Origin of the sequence: Streptomyces humidus, from assembly GCF_014649655.1 — a bacterium.
In the GTDB taxonomy this organism is placed as follows: domain Bacteria; phylum Actinomycetota; class Actinomycetes; order Streptomycetales; family Streptomycetaceae; genus Streptomyces; species Streptomyces humidus.
Map to the genome: position 1 here is coordinate 17411 of NZ_BMTL01000003.1, position 17210 is coordinate 34620.

The window sequence follows — 17210 nt, forward strand, 5'->3', positions numbered from 1 at the left end:
CCAGTCTCCCCGCCTCAGCCCAGCCGGTACACCCGGTGCGCGGTGCCCGCCGCGATCAGGCCCGCGACCCGTCGCGCGTCCCCCGGCGACCACGCGCCCTCCGCGACCCAGGCCCCCAGCACCCGGTCCAGGGCCTCGCGGAACAGCATCGCCCCCACCACGTGCAACTCGGGCAGGCCCTGGGCTCCGCTGGAGAAGAGGATCTTCCCGAAGGGGGCCAGTTCCAGGATCTCCGCGAGGACCGCCGCGGCGCGGGCGCCGGTCCGCACGAGCGCGGCGCCGGAGTCGGCGTACACGTGCGGGAAGACCCCGGCGAGATGGGCGGCGTGGCGGTGGTAGGGGTAGCCGTGCAGCAGGACGAGGTCGGTGCCCAGGCCCGCGGTCGCCCGGACGAAGTCGGTGAGCAGAGCGGGGTCGGTGCGGTCGATGCGCGCCCCGGGCGCCCCGGGTCCGGCGTGCAGCTGCAGGGGCAGCTCCGAGGCGACGGCGCTCCACAGCACGTGGCGCAGCAGCACCGGGTCGCTCAGTTCGCCGCCGGCCCCGCGGGCGGCCAGCCAGCGGCCGGCGGCGGCCCGCACCTCGCCCGGGCCGGGAGGCTCGGGCGCGAGGGCCAGTCCGTGCCGGACGCCCGCGACGGAGGTGAAGGCCACGGCGGTCGCGGCCGCCGCGCGGACCGCCTCGGCGAGGTTGGCGAGAAAGGACTCGACGGTGCCGGAGGTGTCGGCGACCTGCTCGGCGAGGAGCTCCAGCCGCACGATCTCGCGGGCCTCGGCCGCTGCCGCGCAGGCCAGCTCGCCGGGCCCGGTGAGGTCCCCCGGCAGGCCCGTGTCGACCAGGTAGGTGGTGATGCCGCTGCCCCGCAGCAGCCGGCGGCCCGCTTCCAGTACGCCGAGTTCACGACGCCGGGCGAGATAACGGGCGGGCGTGGCGTGCGGTTCCAGGCCGAGGAGCGGGGGGCACCAGCGGCGTACCGCGAACCCGGTCTGCGTGTCGAAGAGCGTCGTGCCCGGCGCGGGCGGCCCCTCGGTACACGCCAGCCGGGCCTCGAAGGTGCCGAGGCCCAGCTCCGTTCTCAGGACGCCGTGGCAGTACTGGTCCACCAAGGACGGCGTTTCGAACATCCGGACTCCCGGGAGATGGACCACGTCGCTTCCACGGGTCCTAACGGGTGAACCGGGCGTCAGGTGTTGCGTGTGCGAGGGATCAGCGGTTCTTCGGTCCGCCGACCTGGATGCCCGCCATCCGCGTCCACTCGTACGGCCCCGTGCGCACCTTCGCCGCGAACTCTCCGTCGAAGGACTCATGGGCGGTGACCCCGGCCTTGCGCACGGCCTGCTCGGCCACCGCGACGGAGGGCGCCACCAGGTCGCCCCAGCCGCCGTCCTCGCCGACGAGCACGATGCGGGCGCCGCGCTCGCCGATGTAGGCGATCTGACTCTCGGCGCCGCCGTGCGCCTTGGAGAAAGCGCTGATCCGCTTGGCGAGCCGCGCCGCCCTGCGCTCGGCCCTGGCGGCCCGCTTGGCGTCGGCCGCCTCGTCAACCTGCTTGGTGTCTGCCATGGTCAGGATGCTACCGACGGGTAGTGGCAACGGCGACGGCCGGGGTGCGTGGCCTTGACCACGCACCCCGCCCGTCGGGCCGTACGGGAGACGTCAGCGCAGGAAGGGGTCCACCGCGACCGCCACGAACAGCAGCGACACATAGGTGATGGACCAGTGGAACAGCCGCATCTCCTTGAGCTTGCCGCCCGTGACCTCGGCCTTCGCCCGGTTCTGCAGCCCGTGCGCCTCCCACAGCCACCAGCCGCCCGCCGCCAGCGCCACCGCGGTGTAGAACCAGCCGGTGTAGCCGAGAGGCTGCAGGAGCAGCGAGACGCCGACCATCACCCAGCTGTAGAGGACGATCTGCCGGGCGACGGTCTTGTTGGAGGCGACGACCGGCAGCATCGGCACGCCCACGCGCGCGTAGTCGTCCTTGACCTTCATCGACAGCGGCCAGTAGTGCGGCGGCGTCCAGAAGAACATCACCAGGAACAGGACGACCGGGGCCCAGGAGAGGGAGTCCGTGACCGAGGACCAGCCGATCAGCACGGGCATGCAGCCGGCGATGCCGCCCCACACGATGTTCTGCGAGGTGCGGCGCTTGAGGATCATCGTGTAGACGACGACGTAGAAGAGGAGCGCGCCGAGGGCGAGCCAGGCCGACAGCCAGTTCACGGTCAGCCCGAACAGCAGTGTCGAGCCCACCGCGAGGGTGATGCCGAAGGCGAGGCATTCACGCGGGCTGACCATCCCGGTGACCAGCGGCCGCTGCGAGGTGCGGTCCATCAGCGCGTCGATGTCGCGGTCGATGTACATGTTCAGGGCGTTCGCGCCGCCCGCGGAGAGGTAGCCGCCGAGGCAGGTCAGGAGCACGAGCCCGAGGTCCGGGACGCCCTGCTGCGCCAGGAACATCACCGGGACGGTGGTGATCAGCAGCAGTTCGATGATCCGCGGCTTGGTCAGCGCCACGAACGCCTTGACCCGGGCCCCGGCCGGCCGCCGGCTCGGGCTCTGGCTCGCCCCGACGATCCCTACTGGACGGGATTCAACGGCCGTCACGCACACCCCTGACAGAGACTCCCAGCAAGCCCGCGGGTGTGAACTCACCGTAAAGGCTCGCGCGTACCACGCCACTGTAGACGTTGCCCATACCCCGGTATTCGCGGGGGTGGGGTCGTGTTGGACGACGCCCGCGGAAGAGCCGGTGGGCACTCCGTTGAGCACTCGTACGAGCGGCTCCGTATTCACTTGCCGAACAGGGAACACACCGGTCGGGAGGCGAGTCACGAAGCTACCCGGCAGTCTGTGATGACTCGAAAAAATGCACGTTCTCACGGGGGTAGGCTCGACAAAGGCCGGTGGGCGCCGCGTGCACCGGCATTCGACATGCGTGACATGTGGAGAGGAGCCCTGACCCAGGGTGAGCACCAAGCCGACCACCACAGACCTCGAGTGGACCGAACTGGACCAGCGGGCCGTGGACACCGCCCGCGTCCTGGCCGCCGACGCCGTACAGAAGGTCGGCAACGGCCATCCCGGTACGGCGATGAGCCTCGCGCCTGCCGCGTACACCCTCTTCCAGAAGGTGATGCGGCACGACCCGGCGGACGCCGACTGGGTCGGCCGCGACCGCTTCGTGCTGTCCGCGGGACACTCGTCGCTGACCCTCTACACCCAGCTGTACCTGGCCGGCTTCGGCCTGGAGCTGGACGACCTGAAGGCGTTCCGCACCTGGGGCTCGAAGACCCCGGGGCACCCGGAGTACGGCCACACCACGGGCGTCGAGACGACCACCGGCCCGCTGGGCCAGGGCGTCGCCAACGCCGTGGGCATGGCCATGGCCGCCCGCTACGAGCGCGGTCTGTTCGACCCCGAGGCCCCGCAGGGCGAGTCGCCCTTCGACCACTTCGTCTTCGCGATCGCCGGCGACGGCTGCCTTCAGGAGGGCATCTCCGCGGAGGCGTCCTCGATGGCCGGCCACCAGAAGCTCGGCAACCTGGTCCTGCTGTGGGACGACAACCACATCTCGATCGAGGGCGACACCGAGACGGCCGTCTCCGAGGACACCGTCAAGCGCTACGAGGCGTACGGCTGGCATGTGCAGCGCGTCGCCCCGAAGCCGGACGGGGACCTGGACCCGCACGCCCTCTACGACGCCATCGAGGCGGCGAAGGCGGTGACGGACAAGCCGTCCTTCATCGCGATGCGCTCGATCATCGCCTGGCCCGCGCCGAACGCGCAGAACACCGAGGCCGCCCACGGCTCGGCTCTCGGCGACGACGAGGTCGCGGCCACCAAGCGCGTCCTGGGCTTCGACCCGGACAAGTCGTTCGACGTCGGGGGCGACGTCATCGCCCACACCCGGGGCGCCCTGGAGCGCGGCCAGGCGGCCCGCGCCGTGTGGGAGAAGTCCTTCCAGCAGTGGCGGGACAACAACCCCGACCGCGCCGCCGAGTACGACCGCATCGCCGCGGGCGAGCTGCCGGCCGGCTGGGAGGAGAAGCTCCCGGTCTTCGAGCCCGGCAAGGGCGTCGCCACGCGTGCCGCGTCCGGCAAGGTGCTCCAGGCGCTCGGCGCGGTCATCCCCGAGCTGTGGGGCGGCTCCGCCGACCTCGCCGGCTCCAACAACACGACGATCGACAAGACGTCGTCGTTCCTCCCCGAGGGCAACCCGCTGCCGGAGGCGAGCCCGTACGGCCGCACCGTGCACTTCGGCATCCGCGAGCACTCCATGGCCGCGGAGATGAACGGCATCGCCCTGCACGGCAACACCCGTATCTACGGCGGCACCTTCCTGGTGTTCTCCGACTACATGCGCAACGCCGTCCGGCTGTCCGCCCTCATGCACGTGCCGGTCACCTACGTGTGGACGCACGACTCCATCGGCCTCGGCGAGGACGGCCCCACCCACCAGCCCGTCGAGCACCTCGCCTCGCTGCGCGCCATCCCGGGCCTGAACGTGGTCCGCCCGGCCGACGCCAACGAGACCGCGATCGCCTGGCGCGAGATCCTCAAGCGCTGGACGAAGGTCTTCGGCAAGGGCGCCCCGCACGGCCTGGTCCTCACCCGCCAGGGCGTGCCGACCTACGAGCCGAACGAGGACGCCGCCAAGGGCGGGTACGTGCTGCTCGAGGCCTCCACGGGGACGCCCGAGGCGATCCTCCTCGCGACGGGCTCCGAGGTGCACGTCGCCGTCGAGGCGCGCGAGCGGCTGGAGGCCGACGGCGTGCCCACGCGCGTCGTGTCCATGCCGTCCGTGGAGTGGTTCGAGGAGCAGGACCAGGGGTACCGGGACAGCGTCCTGCCCCCGTCCGTCAGGGCCCGCGTCGCGGTGGAGGCAGGCATCGGTCTGACCTGGCACAAGTACGTCGGTGACGCCGGTCGCATCGTTTCCCTGGAGCACTTCGGTGCTTCCGCCGACGGCAAGGTCCTTTTCCAGGAGTACGGCTTCACTGCCGAGAACGTGGCCGCGAAGGCCCGGGAATCCCTCGCCGCCGTCCAGCGCTGACGCTCACATACGACCCGTAGGAGATGTAATTCCATGACAGACGCACTCAAGCGCCTCTCCGAAGAAGGCGTCGCGATCTGGCTGGACGACCTGTCGCGCAAGCGGATCACGTCCGGCAACCTCGCCGAGCTGATCGACCAGCAGCACGTCGTGGGCGTCACCACCAACCCGTCCATCTTCCAGAAGGCGATCTCGCAGGGCGACGGCTACGACCAGCAGCTCTCGGACCTCGCCTCCCGCAAGGTGACCGTCGAAGAGGCCATCCGCATGATCACGACGGCGGACGTCCGTGACGCCGCCGACATCCTGCGCCCGGTCTTCGACGCCACCGGCGGCCAGGACGGCCGGGTGTCCATCGAGGTCGACCCGCGCCTGGCGCACCACACCAAGCCGACCGTCGCCGAGGCCAAGCAGCTCGCCTGGCTGGTCGACCGCCCCAACACGCTCATCAAGATCCCGGCCACGATGGGCGGCCTGCCGGCCATCACCGAGGTCATCGGCCTGGGCATCAGCGTCAACGTCACGCTGATCTTCTCGCTGGAGCGCTACCGCCAGGTCATGGACGCCTACCTCTCCGGCCTGGAGCAGGCCAAGGAGCGCGGCCTGGACCTGTCGAAGATCCACTCCGTGGCGTCCTTCTTCGTGTCCCGGGTGGACACCGAGATCGACAAGCGGCTCGACGCGCTCGGCACCGACGAGGCCAAGGCCGCCCGCGGCAAGGCCGGTCTCGCCAACGCCCGGCTCGCCTACCAGGCGTACGAGGAGGTCTTCGCCGGCGAGCGCTGGGCCGCGCTGGAGAAGGCGGGCGCCAACAAGCAGCGTCCGCTGTGGGCCTCCACCGGGGTGAAGGACCCCGCGTACAAGGACACCCTGTACGTGGACGACCTGGTGGCGCCGAACACGGTGAACACCATGCCGGAGGCCACCCTGTTCGCCGCCGAGTCCCACGGGCAGATCACCGGCAACACCGTCGCGGGCACCTACGAGCAGGCGCGCGCCGAGATCGACGCCCTCGAGAAGCTCGGCATCTCCTACGACGAGGTGGTCCAGCTCCTCGAGGACGAGGGCGTCGAGAAGTTCGAGGCGTCCTGGAACGACCTGCTCAAGTCCACCGAGGCGGAGCTGGAACGCCTCGCCCCGTCGGAGGGCTGAGAACTTGTCCCCCCTTTCCGGCCTTTCCGGTTCCGGAGCGAACCCGCTTCGTGACCCCGCCGACCGACGGCTCCCGCGTATCGCGGGGCCGTCGGGGCTGGTCATCTTCGGCGTCACGGGCGATTTGTCCCGGAAGAAGCTCATGCCCGCCGTGTACGACCTCGCCAACCGGGGTCTGCTGCCGCCGGGCTTCTCGCTGGTGGGCTTCGCCCGCCGCGAGTGGGAACACGAGGACTTCGCGCAGGAGGTCCACGACGCCGTCAAGGAGCACGCCCGCACGCCCTTCCGCGAGGAGGTCTGGCAACAGCTCGTCCAGGGCATGCGCTTCGTCCAGGGCACCTTCGACGACGACGACGCCTTCGAGCGGCTGCGCGCCACCATCGACGAACTCGACAAGGCGCAGGGAACCGGCGGCAACTTCGCCTTCTACCTCTCCGTGCCGCCGCGCTCCTTCCCCGTGGTCATCCAGCAGCTGAAGAAGCACGGGCTGGCCGACCAGAAGAGCGGCTCCTGGCGACGGGCGGTCATCGAGAAGCCCTTCGGCCACGACCTCGCCTCGGCCGAGGAGCTCAACAAGGTCGTCCACGAGGTCTTCGGCTCGGACCAGGTCTTCCGCATCGACCACTACCTCGGCAAGGAGACCGTCCAGAACATCCTGGCGCTCCGCTTCGCCAACACCATGTTCGAGCCGATCTGGAACCGGTCCTTCGTGGACCATGTGCAGATCACCATGGCCGAGGACATCGGCATCGGCGGCCGGGCCGGCTACTACGACGGCATCGGCGCCGCCCGGGACGTCATCCAGAACCACCTGCTCCAGCTCATGGCCCTGACGGCCATGGAGGAGCCGGCCTCCTTCGACGCGGACGCGCTGGCCGCCGAGAAGACCAAGGTGCTCGGCGCCGTCCGGCTGCCGAAGGACCTGGGCCGCGACACCGTGCGCGGTCAGTACGCGGCCGGCTGGCAGGGCGGCGAGAAGGCCGTCGGCTACCTCGAAGAGGACGGCATCGACCCCAAGTCGAAGACCGACACCTACGCGGCGATCAAGGTGGGCGTGGACAACCGCCGCTGGGCGGGCGTCCCCTTCTATCTGCGCACCGGCAAGCGGCTCGGCCGCCGGGTCACCGAGATCGCCGTGGTCTTCCAGCGGGCCCCGCACTCCCCCTTCGACTCCACCGCCACCGAGGAGCTCGGGGCGAACGCGATCGTCATCCGCGTCCAGCCTGACGAGGGCATCACGGTCCGCTTCGGCTCCAAGGTCCCCGGCACCTCCATGGAGATCAGGGACGTGTCGATGGACTTCGCCTACGGCGAGTCCTTCACGGAGTCCTCGCCCGAGGCCTACGAGCGGCTGATCCTCGACGTGCTGCTGGGCGACTCGAACCTCTTCCCCCGCACGGAAGAGGTGGAGCTGTCCTGGAAGATCCTCGACCCGATCGAGCAGTACTGGGACAAGAACGGCAAGCCCGCGCAGTACCCGTCGGGCACCTGGGGTCCCGTCGAGGCCGACCAGATGCTCGAGCGAGACGGACGGAGCTGGCGCCGGCCATGAAGACAGATCTCACGGACACCACTGCCAGCAAGATCAACAAGGCGCTGGTGCAGGGCCGCCGCGCAATCGGCACCCCTGCCGTCGGCATGGTGCTCACCCTCGTCGTCGTCACGGACGAGGAGAACGCCTACGACGCTCTGAAGGCGGCCAACGACGCCTCGCACGAGCACCCCTCGCGCACTCTCGTGGTCATCAAGCGCGTCTCGCGCTCCCCCCGCGGCCGCACCCGGTCCCGCCTCGACGCCGAGGTACGGCTGGGCGCGGACGCCGGCAGCGGCGAGACGGTCATCCTCCGGCTGTACGGCGAGGTGTCCGACCACGCGCAGTCGGTCGTCCTCCCGCTGCTGCTGCCGGACGCGCCGGTGGTGGTCTGGTGGTCGGTGGACGCCCCCCAGGACCCGGCGGGCGACCCGCTGGGCGCCCTGGGCCAGCGCCGGGTCACCGACAGCTACGCGGCCGAGAAGCCCATCGGGGAACTGCGGGCCCGTGCCGAGAGCTACGAGCCGGGAGACACCGACCTGGCGTGGGCCCGGATCACCCCGTGGCGCTCGATGCTGGCCGCGGCCCTGGACCAGGTCAGCTGCGAGATCGTGTCCGCCGAAGTGGCGGGCGAGGAGTCCAACCCGAGCGTCGAGCTGCTCGCCATGTGGCTCGCCGACCGGCTCCACGTCCACGTGCGGCGCGCGGTCTCGGCCGGTCCCGGTCTGACCCAGGTCCGGATGGAGACCACCGGCGGCCCGATCACGCTGCACCGGTCGGACGGAGCGATGGCCACCCTGGCACTGCCGGGCCAGCCGGACCGCGCGGTGGCGCTCAAGCGCCGCGAGACGTCCGAGCTGCTCGCCGAGGAGCTGCGCAGGCTCGACCCCGACGACACCTACGCGTCCGCGCTGCGGTTCGGCGTGGACCGGCTCGGCGGCCAGTCGGCCGCGGAGCGCGAGGCGGAGCGGGCCGCGGCCGCCGCCCAGCCCACGCCGGCTCTCCCGGTGCGCGCGGTGCCGGACCCGGCGGCCGCACGCCCCGGCTCCGAACCGGCCCGCCCGGCCGCCGTCACCCCGGTCCAGGGCGACGCGGACCGGCCCACGCCGGCGCAGATGCCTGCGGTCAGGAAAGCGGATCCGCAGTGAGCACCCCCCAGCTGGTCGTGCATCACGACAAGGAGTTGATGGCGCAGGCCGCGGCGGCCCGTCTGATCACCAGGATCGTGGACGCCCAGGCCTCCCGGGGCCTGGCGTCCGTGGTCCTGACGGGCGGCCGCAACGGCAACGGCCTGCTCGCCGCGCTGGCGGCCGCGCCGGCCCGTGACGCCGTCGACTGGAGCCGTCTCGACCTGTGGTGGGGCGACGAGCGGTTCCTGCCCGAGGGCGACCCGGAGCGCAACGTCACGCAGGCCCGCGAGGCCCTGCTGGACTCCGTCCCCGTGGATCCGGAGCGCGTGCACGCCATGCCCGCGTCGGACGGTCCGTACGGCGCCGACGTGGAGGCGGCCGCGGCCGCCTACGCCGAGGAGCTGGCTCGCGCGGCAGGACCCGAGAACCACGGCGCCGTGCCCACGTTCGACGTCCTGATGCTGGGCGTCGGCCCGGACACCCATGTGGCCTCGCTCTTCCCTGAGCTGCCGGCCGTGCGGGAGACCGAGCGCACGGTGGTCGGCGTCCGGGGCGCGCCCAAGCCGCCGCCGACCCGGGTCACCCTCACCCTCCCGGCGATCCGGGCGGCCCGTGAGGTGTGGCTGCTCGCGGCCGGCGAGGACAAGGCACAGGCAGCGGCGATCGCCCTGTCCGGCGCGGGCGAGATCCAGGCCCCGGCGGCGGGCGCCCGCGGCAGATCCCGCACCCTGTGGCTGCTGGACTCGGCGGCGGCCTCGCAGCTCCCGAGGTCGCTGTACCCCCCGGCGTTGTCGTAACCGCCCGCAGGCGAGAAGGCAGTCGACGCCGGGCCCTTCCAGGGCCCGGCGTCGGCGCTTTCACCGCACCGTCGGGGGAAGACGTTCCCGTCCCGGGCGTCGGGCGCCTCGCGGATCTCCTTCACCGCCATGGGCGGGCCGGGCCCCTGTGTGCCTCTCGTCTCCAGGTCCGGCGTGACCTCGGAGGACGGGCGCCCGGAGGCGCACAGCGGTTCCGGGCCGGGGCCCCGGAGACCCTTTTCTACCTGCCGCGCAGCTCGCGGTACTTGGCGACGAGGGCCTTGGTGGACGCGTCCAGGCCTGGGACCTCGGCGCCCTCGGTGAGGGCGGGTTCGACACGCTTGGCGAGGACCTTGCCGAGCTCCACGCCCCACTGGTCGAAGGAGTCGATGTTCCACACCGCGCCCTGCACGAACACCTTGTGCTCGTAGAGCGCGACGAGCTGGCCGAGGACCGAGGGGGTCAGCCGGCGGGCGAGGATCGTGGTCGTGGGGTGGTCGCCCTTGAACGTCTTGTGGGCCACCAGTTCCTCCGGCACGCCTTCCGCGCGCACCTCCTGCGGCGTCTTGCCGAAGGCCAGCGCCTGCGTCTGGGCGAAGAAGTTGGCCATCAGCAGGTCGTGCTGCGCCTGGAGTTCGCCGCCCAGCTCGGGGAGCGGCTCGGCGAAGCCGATGAAGTCGGCCGGGATGAGCTTCGTGCCCTGGTGGATCAACTGGTAGTAGGCGTGCTGCCCGTTGGTGCCCGGCGTGCCCCAGACGACGGGGCCGGTCTGCCACCGCACCTCCTCGCCGTCACGGCCGACGGACTTGCCGTTGGACTCCATGTCCAGCTGCTGAAGGTAGGCGGCGAACTTGGACAGGTAGTGGCTGTAGGGCAGCACGGCGTGGGACTGGGCGTCGTGGAAGTTGCCGTACCAGATGCCGAGCAGGCCCAGCAGCAGCGGGACGTTGGACTCGGGGGGCGCGGTCCTGAAGTGCTCGTCGACCAGGTGGAAGCCGTCGAGCATCTCGCGGAAGCGGTCCGGCCCGACGGCGATCATCAGGGAGAGGCCGATCGCCGAGTCGAAGGAGTAGCGGCCGCCGACCCAGTCCCAGAACTCGAACATGTTGGCCGTGTCGATGCCGAACTCGGCGACCTTCCCGGCGTTGGTCGACAGGGCGACGAAGTGCCGTGCGACGGCCGCCTGTCCCGCGCTCTCGGCTTCGCCCGAGCGGGAGGCGCCCCCGTTCAGCCCGTCCAACAGCCAGGAGCGGGCCGAGGTGGCGTTGGTGATCGTCTCGATGGTGGTGAACGTCTTGGAGGCGATGATGAACAGCGTCTCGGCCGGGTCCAGATCCCGGGTGGCCTCGTGCAGGTCGGCGCCGTCCACATTGGACACGAAGCGGACCGTGAGGTCGCGGTCGGTGTAGCCGCGCAGTGCCTCGTAGGCCATGGCCGGCCCCAGGTCGGAGCCGCCGATGCCGATGTTGACGACATTGCGGATGCGCCGCCCGGTGTGGCCGGTCCACGCGCCGGAGCGGACGCGCTCGGCGAAGTCGGCCATCTTGTCCAGGACGGCGTGCACCGCGGGGACGACGTTCTCCCCGTCGACCTCGATCACCGCGTCACGCGGCGCGCGCAGGGCGGTGTGCAGGACCGCGCGGTCCTCGGTGGTGTTGATCTTGTCGCCCCGGAACATGGCGTCCCTGAGGCCGAAGACGTCGGCGGCGGCGGCCAGTTCCCGCAGGAGCCGGAGCGTCTCGCCGGTGACGAGGTGTTTGGAGTAGTCGATGTGCAGGTCGCCGACCCGCATCGTGTGTCCGGCGGCTCGCCCGGGGTCGGCGTCGAACAGCTCGCGCAGCCGCACCTCTCCGAGTTTCGCGCGGTGTTCGGCCAGAGCGGTCCACTCGGGCGTCTGGTCGAGCCTCGTACGGCCGTCTGCGTTCATGTCGGACTTCAACCCTTCCTCACCTGTCCGTGCTGCCTCGCACGGCTTGCCCCGCCGGTCCCAACCTAGTTGATCAGGGGGCGGCGCGAACGGTCGCGGCGCCGTCCCGCGGCACACCGACAGGTACGTCCGCGCGGCCCGCGGGTATCAACGCGGCGACAGCGAGCGCGAAGAGCACGGCGGCGAGCAGCGCGGGCGCGTTCAGGCCGAAGGCCTGGGCCGCCGCTCCGCCGAGCAGGGCTCCCGCCGGGGCGCCGGAGACGGAGGCCGTCCGGAACGCTGAGGAGATGCGGCCCACCATGGGAGCCGGGCTGCGCTGCTGCCTCAGCGTGATCTGGTTGACGTTCCACACCATGTTCATGGAGCCGAGCAGCAGCATGCCCGCGAACAGGGCGGCCAGGTTCTGGACCGCGCCCATGAGCAGCAGGGACGCCGCCTGGACCGTCCCGCCGAGCAGCAGGGCCCGTACCCGGCCGACGCGGCGTGCGATCCGCTGGGCGAGGAAGCCGCCGGCGAGGCTGCCCAGCGCGTACACCGTCATGGCGGCGGCGAAGGCGGTGTCGCCCGCGTGCAGCCAGCGCGTCACGTGCAGCACCAGTGTGGCGATCAGGATGCCCATCCCGATGTTGCACATGAGGGTGGCAAGACAGATCGGCCGCAGGGCGCGGTCGCGCCACAGATGCCGCAGGCCTTCGCCGATCTCGGCGCGCAGCGTGCTGCCCGCCGGACGCGACTCCCGCTCGGGCGGCCCCACCCGCAGGGACGCCACCAGTGCCGCGGCCAGCAGATACGTGCCCGCGTCGGCCGCGAACGGCACGGACGCGCCGACGCCCAGCAGCAGCGGCACTACGGGGCCGGCCAGCAGTCCGCCCGCGAGCTGCTGGCCGGTCATCAGACGGGCGTTGGCCCCGCCGAGGGCCTCCGTGTCCACCAGGGAGGGCAGCAGCGCCGTGGACGCGTTGTCGAAGAGGGTCTGCAGAGCGGTCAGCAGGAAGGCGAGGGCGAGCAGCAGGGGAACGGAGGCGTGGCCCAGGCCCACCGCGAGCGCGAAGGCGGCGACGAGCACACCGCGCGCGGTGTCCACGGCCCACATCGCGCGGCGTTGGTCGACCCGGTCGGCGACGGCTCCGCCGAGCAGCCCGAACAGCAGCCAGGGGAGATAGCCGCAGGCGGTGACGGAGGCGATGACCACGGGGTCGTCCGTGAGCCGGACGGCGAGCAGGGGCAACGCGGTCGTGCGCAGCGCGTCCCCGAAACGGGAGATCACCGCGGCGCTCCACAGTCGCCCGAACCCCCCGCGCCACGCGGGCGCGCTCACTCCCGCGGTGCCGACCGCCACCACAACTCCCCCTCACGGCTGACCGGTTCACCGCAGACACGGGAACCGCTACGAAAACCGTAGAGGGTGCCACTGACAATCGGCCCGCGGGCGAACAGCCGTCCGCCCCGGAACGCGTACGGCCAGGCTCCTCGAAGGCGCCCGGCCGGTCCCGATTTCTAGATCTCGCCCCGCAGTTTGGCGAGCGCCTCGGCGAGGATCGCCTCGCCGTCGGCGTCGCTGCGCCGCTCCCGCACGTAGGCGAGGTGCGTCTTGTAGGGCTCGGTGCGCGGCGGGTCCGGGGGGTTGTCCCGGTCCTGTCCGGCCGGGAACCCGCAGCGGGGGCAGTCCCAGGTGTCGGGGACCTGCGCGTCGCTGGCGAAGCTGGGCTGCGTCTCGTGTCCGTTGGAGCACCAGAAGGAGATGCGCAGACGGGGCGCGGACTCGCCCCGCTCGGCCTCGCCCATCGGCCCCGCCCCGACCCGGCTTCCTCGGATCGCGTTGCCACTTGCCACGGTCGTAACTCCCTGCGTGATGGTGCCGCGAAGCGAGTCGGCGTTTCGCTTCGCTGCGAGCGCCTCAGTCTACGTAAGGCCCAACGCGCGTCCAGTGATTGGAGTTACAGCTCCCACACCTGGACGCAAGCCCCATGATAGGCCGCGCTCAGCTGCGCGTACCGAACATGGGGCCTTACGTACCGGAATGTGTGTGCCTGGGAAAAGCTGATCAGTTGTTCGTCTTCATCACGATGCAGAGGACGATGATGCAGGTGAACCACAGCAGGCCGATGACCACGGTGATGCGGTCGAGGTTGCGCTCGGCGACCGAGGAGCCGCCGACGGAGGACTGCATGCCGCCACCGAACATGTCGGAGAGGCCGCCGCCCTTCCCCTTGTGCATCAGCACCAGCAGCATCAGCAGCAGGCTGAAGACGATCAGGGCGATCGAGAACCCCAAAACCACGGCTGGACCAACTTCCTCGGATTCGGATGACGACTCGGACGGACGGTGCGGACAACGGGGGCACAGTGTCGTTGTCCGGGTGCGGCTCCGCCGCATGGCGCTGTGCCCCCGCAAGGGTACGACGGATCGCCGCTACCGCATACTCACAGCTCGGATCAGCGCGGGATCACCGCCGGATCACTGATCGCGGAAACGCACGATCTTGACGAACTCGTCGGCGTCCAGCGACGCGCCGCCGACCAGGGCGCCGTCGATGTCGGGCTGCGCCATGATCTCGGCGACGTTGCCGGACTTCACGGACCCGCCGTACTGGATGCGGACCCCGTCGGCGAGCTCCTGGGTGTACAGCTCGGCGATCTTGGCGCGGATGCCGGCGCAGACCTCCTGCGCGTCCTCGGCGCCGCAGACCTTGCCGGTCCCGATGGCCCACACGGGCTCATAGGCGATCACGACGGACTCGGCCTGCTCGGCCGGCAGGTCCTTCAGACCGCCTTCGACCTGGGCGAGGGTGTGGGAGACGTGGTTGCCCGCCTCGCGCACGTCCAGCTCCTCGCCCACACACAGGATCGGGGTCAGACCGTGCTTGTAGGCGGCCTTGACCTTGGCGTTCACCAGCTCGTCGGTCTCGTTGTGGTACTGACGGCGCTCGGAGTGGCCGACGGCCACGAACGTGCACTTCAGCTTGGCGAGCATGGCGCCGGAGATCTCGCCGGTGTAGGCGCCGGAGTCCTGCGCCGAGATGTCCTGGGCACCGTACTTGATCTTGAGCTTGTCGCCGTCGACCAGGGTCTGCACGGAGCGCAGGTCGGTGAACGGGGGAAGGACGGCGACCTCGACGGCCTCATAGTCCTTGTCGGCCAGGGCGAAGGCGAGCTTCTGGACGTGGGCGATGGCCTCGAGGTGGTTGAGGTTCATCTTCCAGTTGCCCGCCATCAGCGGCGTGCGAGTGGTCATGCGGGGTCAGCCCTCCAGTGCGGCGAGGCCGGGGAGCGTCTTGCCCTCGAGGTATTCGAGGGAGGCGCCGCCACCGGTCGAGATGTGTCCGAACGCGTTCTCGTCGAAGCCCAGGAGGCGGACGGCCGCGGCGGAGTCGCCGCCGCCGACGACCGTGAAGGCCGGGGAGTCGACGAGGGCCTGGGCGACCGCCTTGGTGCCCTCGGCGTAGTCGGGGTGCTCGAAGACGCCCATGGGGCCGTTCCAGAAGACGGTGGCGGCGTCGGCGAGCTTCGAGGCGTACAGCTTGCGGGTCTCGGGACCGATGTCCAGGCCCAGCTCGTCGCCGGGGATGGCGTCGGCCGCGACGGTGTTCGGGTGGGCCGGCGCCTTGGTCTTCAGATCCGGGAACCCGGTGGAGGTCAGCACGTCGACGGGCAGGACCAGCTCGACGCCGGTCTTCTCCGCGCGCTCGATGTACTCCTGGACGACCGGGATCTGGTCCTCCTGGAGGAGCGAGGCGCCCACCTCGTATCCCTTGGCCTTGAGGAAGGTGAACACCATGCCGCCGCCGATGAGGAGGCGGTCGGCCTTGCCCAGCAGCTGGTCGATGACGGCGAGCTTGTCGGAGACCTTGGAACCGCCGAGGGCGACCACGTAGGGCCGCTCGACGTCCTCGGTGAGCTTCTTCAGGACGCCGACCTCGGTGGCGATGAGGTAGCCGGCGGCGTGCGGCAGACGGGCCGGGAGGTCGAAGACGGACGCGTGCTTGCGGTGCACCGCGCCGAAGCCGTCGCCGACGTAGACGTCCGCGAGTTCGGCGAGCCGGTCGGCGAACTCGCCGCGCTCGGCGTCGTCCTTGCTGGTCTCGCCCGCGTTGAAGCGCAGGTTCTCGACGACGGCGACCCCGCCGTCGGCCAGACCCGCCACCGCCGACTTCGCGGACTCGCCGACCGTGTCGGTCGCGAAGGCCACGGGGGCGCCGAGCAGCTCGCCCAGCCGGGAGGCGGCGGGGGCGAGGGAGAAGGCCGGGTCCGGGGCGCCCTTGGGGCGGCCCAGGTGCGAGGCGACGACCACCTTGGCGCCCGCGTCCGCGAGGGCCTTGACGGTCGGCAGGACGGCGCGGATACGGCCGTCGTCGGCGATTTTCACGGTGTCGCCGCCGTTTTCGAGCGGAACGTTGAGGTCGGCGCGGACGAAGACCCGCTTGCCTGCGACGCCTTCGGCGAGAAGTTCGTCGATCGTCTTCATTACGGGGGCTCCTGAGGAGGGCTCGTGGTGCTCGTGATCGTGAGAGGGCTGGTCGGCACGTGCCGCAGGGCTCGGGCGGCGCGTCCCTGCGCCGCCCGAGCCCTGCGCTCACATCGAGGTGCCTGATCCGTGGATCAGAGCCGGCCGCCGACGAAGACCGTCAGGTCCACGAGGCGGTTGGAGTAGCCCCACTCGTTGTCGTACCAGCCGAGGATCTTCACCGAGTTGCCCTCCTGGACCATGGTCAGGGAGGAGTCGAAGGTGCAGGAGGCCGGGTCGCTCACGATGTCCGAGGACACGATCGGGTCCTCGGTGTAGGCCAGGTAACCCTTGAGGTCACCGTCCTCGGAGGCCTTCTTGAACGCGGCGTTGACCTCGTCCTTGGTGACCTCGCGCTGGAGGGTCACGACCAGGTCGGTGGCCGAGCCGGTGGGAACCGGGACGCGCATCGCGATGCCGTCGAGCTTGCCCTTGAGCTGCGGCAGGACCAGCGCGGTGGCCTTCGCGGCGCCCGTCGTGGTCGGGATGATGTTCTCGGCGGCGGCGCGGGCGCGGCGCAGGTCGGAGTGCGGGAAGTCAAGGATGCGCTGGTCGTTGGTGTACGCGTGGACCGTCGTCATCAGACCCTTGACGATGCCGAAGTTCTCGTCGAGGACCTTGGCCATCGGCGCCACACAGTTGGTGGTGCAGGAGGCGTTGGAGATGACGTGGTGGTTCGCCGGGTCGTACTTGTCCTGGTTGACGCCCATCACGATGGTGATGTCCTCGTCCTTGGCCGGAGCCGAGATCAGGACCTTCTTGGCGCCGCCCGCGAGGTGCTTCTCGGCGTCGGCCTTCTTGGTGAAGATGCCGGTCGACTCGATCACGATGTCGACGCCGAGGTCGCCCCACGGGATGTCGGCGGGGTTGCGCTCGGACAGCACCTTGATGGTGTGGCCGTCCACGGTGATCGTGTCCGCCGTGTGCGACACCTCGGCCTTGAGACGGCCCAGGATGGTGTCGTACTTCAGCAGGTGGGCGGTGGTCGCGGTGTCACCAAGGTCGTTGACAGCCACGATCTCGATGTCAGCACCCTGCTCCAGCAGCGCGCGGAAGTAGTTACGACCGATGCGGCCAAAGCCGTTGATGCCTACGCGGATCGTCACGAACCGATCTCCT

15 protein-coding genes are annotated in these 17210 nt (G+C 70.7%); 5 read left to right on the top strand and 10 right to left on the bottom strand.

Annotated features, from left to right (window positions below):
* Window positions 1–14: 14 nt before the first annotated feature.
* From IE239_RS03560 to IE239_RS03570, 3 genes are all read right to left on the bottom strand, one after another.
* On the bottom strand, window positions 15–1121 hold the full coding sequence (locus IE239_RS03560; protein WP_190147762.1) for an amidohydrolase family protein: 1107 nt from the start codon (window positions 1119–1121) through the stop codon (window positions 15–17).
* An 82-nt stretch (window positions 1122–1203) separates the two neighbouring features.
* Window positions 1204–1560, bottom strand: coding sequence for a hypothetical protein (locus IE239_RS03565; RefSeq protein WP_190147763.1), 357 nt, complete (start codon window positions 1558–1560; stop codon window positions 1204–1206).
* Window positions 1561–1653: 93 nt separating this feature from the next.
* On the bottom strand, window positions 1654–2607 hold the full coding sequence (locus IE239_RS03570) for a heme o synthase (RefSeq protein WP_190147764.1): 954 nt from the start codon (window positions 2605–2607) through the stop codon (window positions 1654–1656).
* Window positions 2608–2962: 355 nt separating this feature from the next.
* On the opposite strand from IE239_RS03570, the gene tkt reads away from it, so the two are divergent.
* From tkt to pgl, 5 genes are read left to right on the top strand one after another with little or no spacing between them, the layout of a single operon-like run.
* A complete protein-coding gene (gene tkt / locus IE239_RS03575) occupies window positions 2963–5050 on the top strand; it encodes a transketolase (protein ID WP_190147765.1) in 2088 nt (695 codons plus the stop codon).
* Window positions 5051–5083: 33 nt separating this feature from the next.
* The gene (gene tal / locus IE239_RS03580) at window positions 5084–6202 is read left to right on the top strand and encodes a transaldolase (protein ID WP_190147766.1); all 1119 of its coding nucleotides are present in this window, start codon (window positions 5084–5086) and stop codon (window positions 6200–6202) included.
* 4 nt (window positions 6203–6206) lie between these two features.
* The gene (gene zwf, locus IE239_RS03585) at window positions 6207–7754 is read left to right on the top strand and encodes a glucose-6-phosphate dehydrogenase (RefSeq protein ID WP_190147767.1); all 1548 of its coding nucleotides are present in this window, start codon (window positions 6207–6209) and stop codon (window positions 7752–7754) included.
* The gene (opcA, locus tag IE239_RS03590; RefSeq protein WP_190147768.1) at window positions 7751–8881 is read left to right on the top strand and encodes a glucose-6-phosphate dehydrogenase assembly protein OpcA; all 1131 of its coding nucleotides are present in this window, start codon (window positions 7751–7753) and stop codon (window positions 8879–8881) included. Before zwf ends, opcA begins: the two co-directional genes overlap by 4 nt.
* On the top strand, window positions 8878–9660 hold the full coding sequence (pgl, locus tag IE239_RS03595; protein WP_190147769.1) for a 6-phosphogluconolactonase: 783 nt from the start codon (window positions 8878–8880) through the stop codon (window positions 9658–9660). The genes opcA and pgl overlap by 4 nt, the downstream gene beginning before the upstream one ends.
* A 241-nt stretch (window positions 9661–9901) precedes the next feature.
* On the opposite strand, the gene pgi is transcribed toward pgl, so the two are convergent.
* The 7 genes from pgi to gap all read right to left on the bottom strand — a co-directional run bounded on the left by pgi (window position 9902) and on the right by gap (window position 17197).
* Window positions 9902–11587, bottom strand: coding sequence for a glucose-6-phosphate isomerase (gene pgi / locus IE239_RS03600; protein WP_190147770.1), 1686 nt, complete (start codon window positions 11585–11587; stop codon window positions 9902–9904).
* A gap of 73 nt (window positions 11588–11660) precedes the next feature.
* Window positions 11661–12854, bottom strand: a complete 1194-nt coding sequence (locus IE239_RS03605) for an MFS transporter (RefSeq protein WP_229877795.1) — start codon at window positions 12852–12854, stop codon at window positions 11661–11663.
* Window positions 12855–13084: 230 nt separating this feature from the next.
* A complete protein-coding gene (locus IE239_RS03610; RefSeq protein WP_003957010.1) occupies window positions 13085–13420 on the bottom strand; it encodes an RNA polymerase-binding protein RbpA in 336 nt (111 codons plus the stop codon).
* 211 nt (window positions 13421–13631) lie between these two features.
* Complete coding sequence (gene secG / locus IE239_RS03615; RefSeq protein WP_174855593.1) at window positions 13632–13868, bottom strand: preprotein translocase subunit SecG; 237 nt, start codon at window positions 13866–13868, stop codon at window positions 13632–13634.
* Between the two features lie 177 nt (window positions 13869–14045).
* Window positions 14046–14822 carry a triose-phosphate isomerase gene (gene tpiA, locus IE239_RS41790; protein WP_229877769.1) on the bottom strand — a complete coding sequence of 259 codons (777 nt, stop codon included), beginning with the start codon at window positions 14820–14822 and terminating at the stop codon, window positions 14046–14048.
* A 6-nt stretch (window positions 14823–14828) separates the two neighbouring features.
* The gene (locus IE239_RS41795) at window positions 14829–16052 is read right to left on the bottom strand and encodes a phosphoglycerate kinase (protein ID WP_229877771.1); all 1224 of its coding nucleotides are present in this window, start codon (window positions 16050–16052) and stop codon (window positions 14829–14831) included.
* A 134-nt stretch (window positions 16053–16186) separates the two neighbouring features.
* On the bottom strand, window positions 16187–17197 hold the full coding sequence (gap, locus tag IE239_RS03625; protein ID WP_190147772.1) for a type I glyceraldehyde-3-phosphate dehydrogenase: 1011 nt from the start codon (window positions 17195–17197) through the stop codon (window positions 16187–16189).
* Window positions 17198–17210: the final 13 nt, after the last annotated feature.

Coding starts and splice junctions, on each gene's coding strand:
- IE239_RS03560 (WP_190147762.1), bottom strand. CDS start 1,121: ATGTTCGAAACGCCGTCCTTGGTGGACCAGTACTGCCACGGCGTCCTG.
- IE239_RS03565 (WP_190147763.1), bottom strand. CDS start 1,560: ATGGCAGACACCAAGCAGGTTGACGAGGCGGCCGACGCCAAGCGGGCC.
- tal (WP_190147766.1), top strand. CDS start 5,084: ATGACAGACGCACTCAAGCGCCTCTCCGAAGAAGGCGTCGCGATCTGG.
- opcA (WP_190147768.1), top strand. CDS start 7,751: ATGAAGACAGATCTCACGGACACCACTGCCAGCAAGATCAACAAGGCG.
- pgi (WP_190147770.1), bottom strand. CDS start 11,587: ATGAACGCAGACGGCCGTACGAGGCTCGACCAGACGCCCGAGTGGACC.
- tpiA (WP_229877769.1), bottom strand. CDS start 14,822: ATGACCACTCGCACGCCGCTGATGGCGGGCAACTGGAAGATGAACCTC.
- IE239_RS41795 (WP_229877771.1), bottom strand. CDS start 16,052: ATGAAGACGATCGACGAACTTCTCGCCGAAGGCGTCGCAGGCAAGCGG.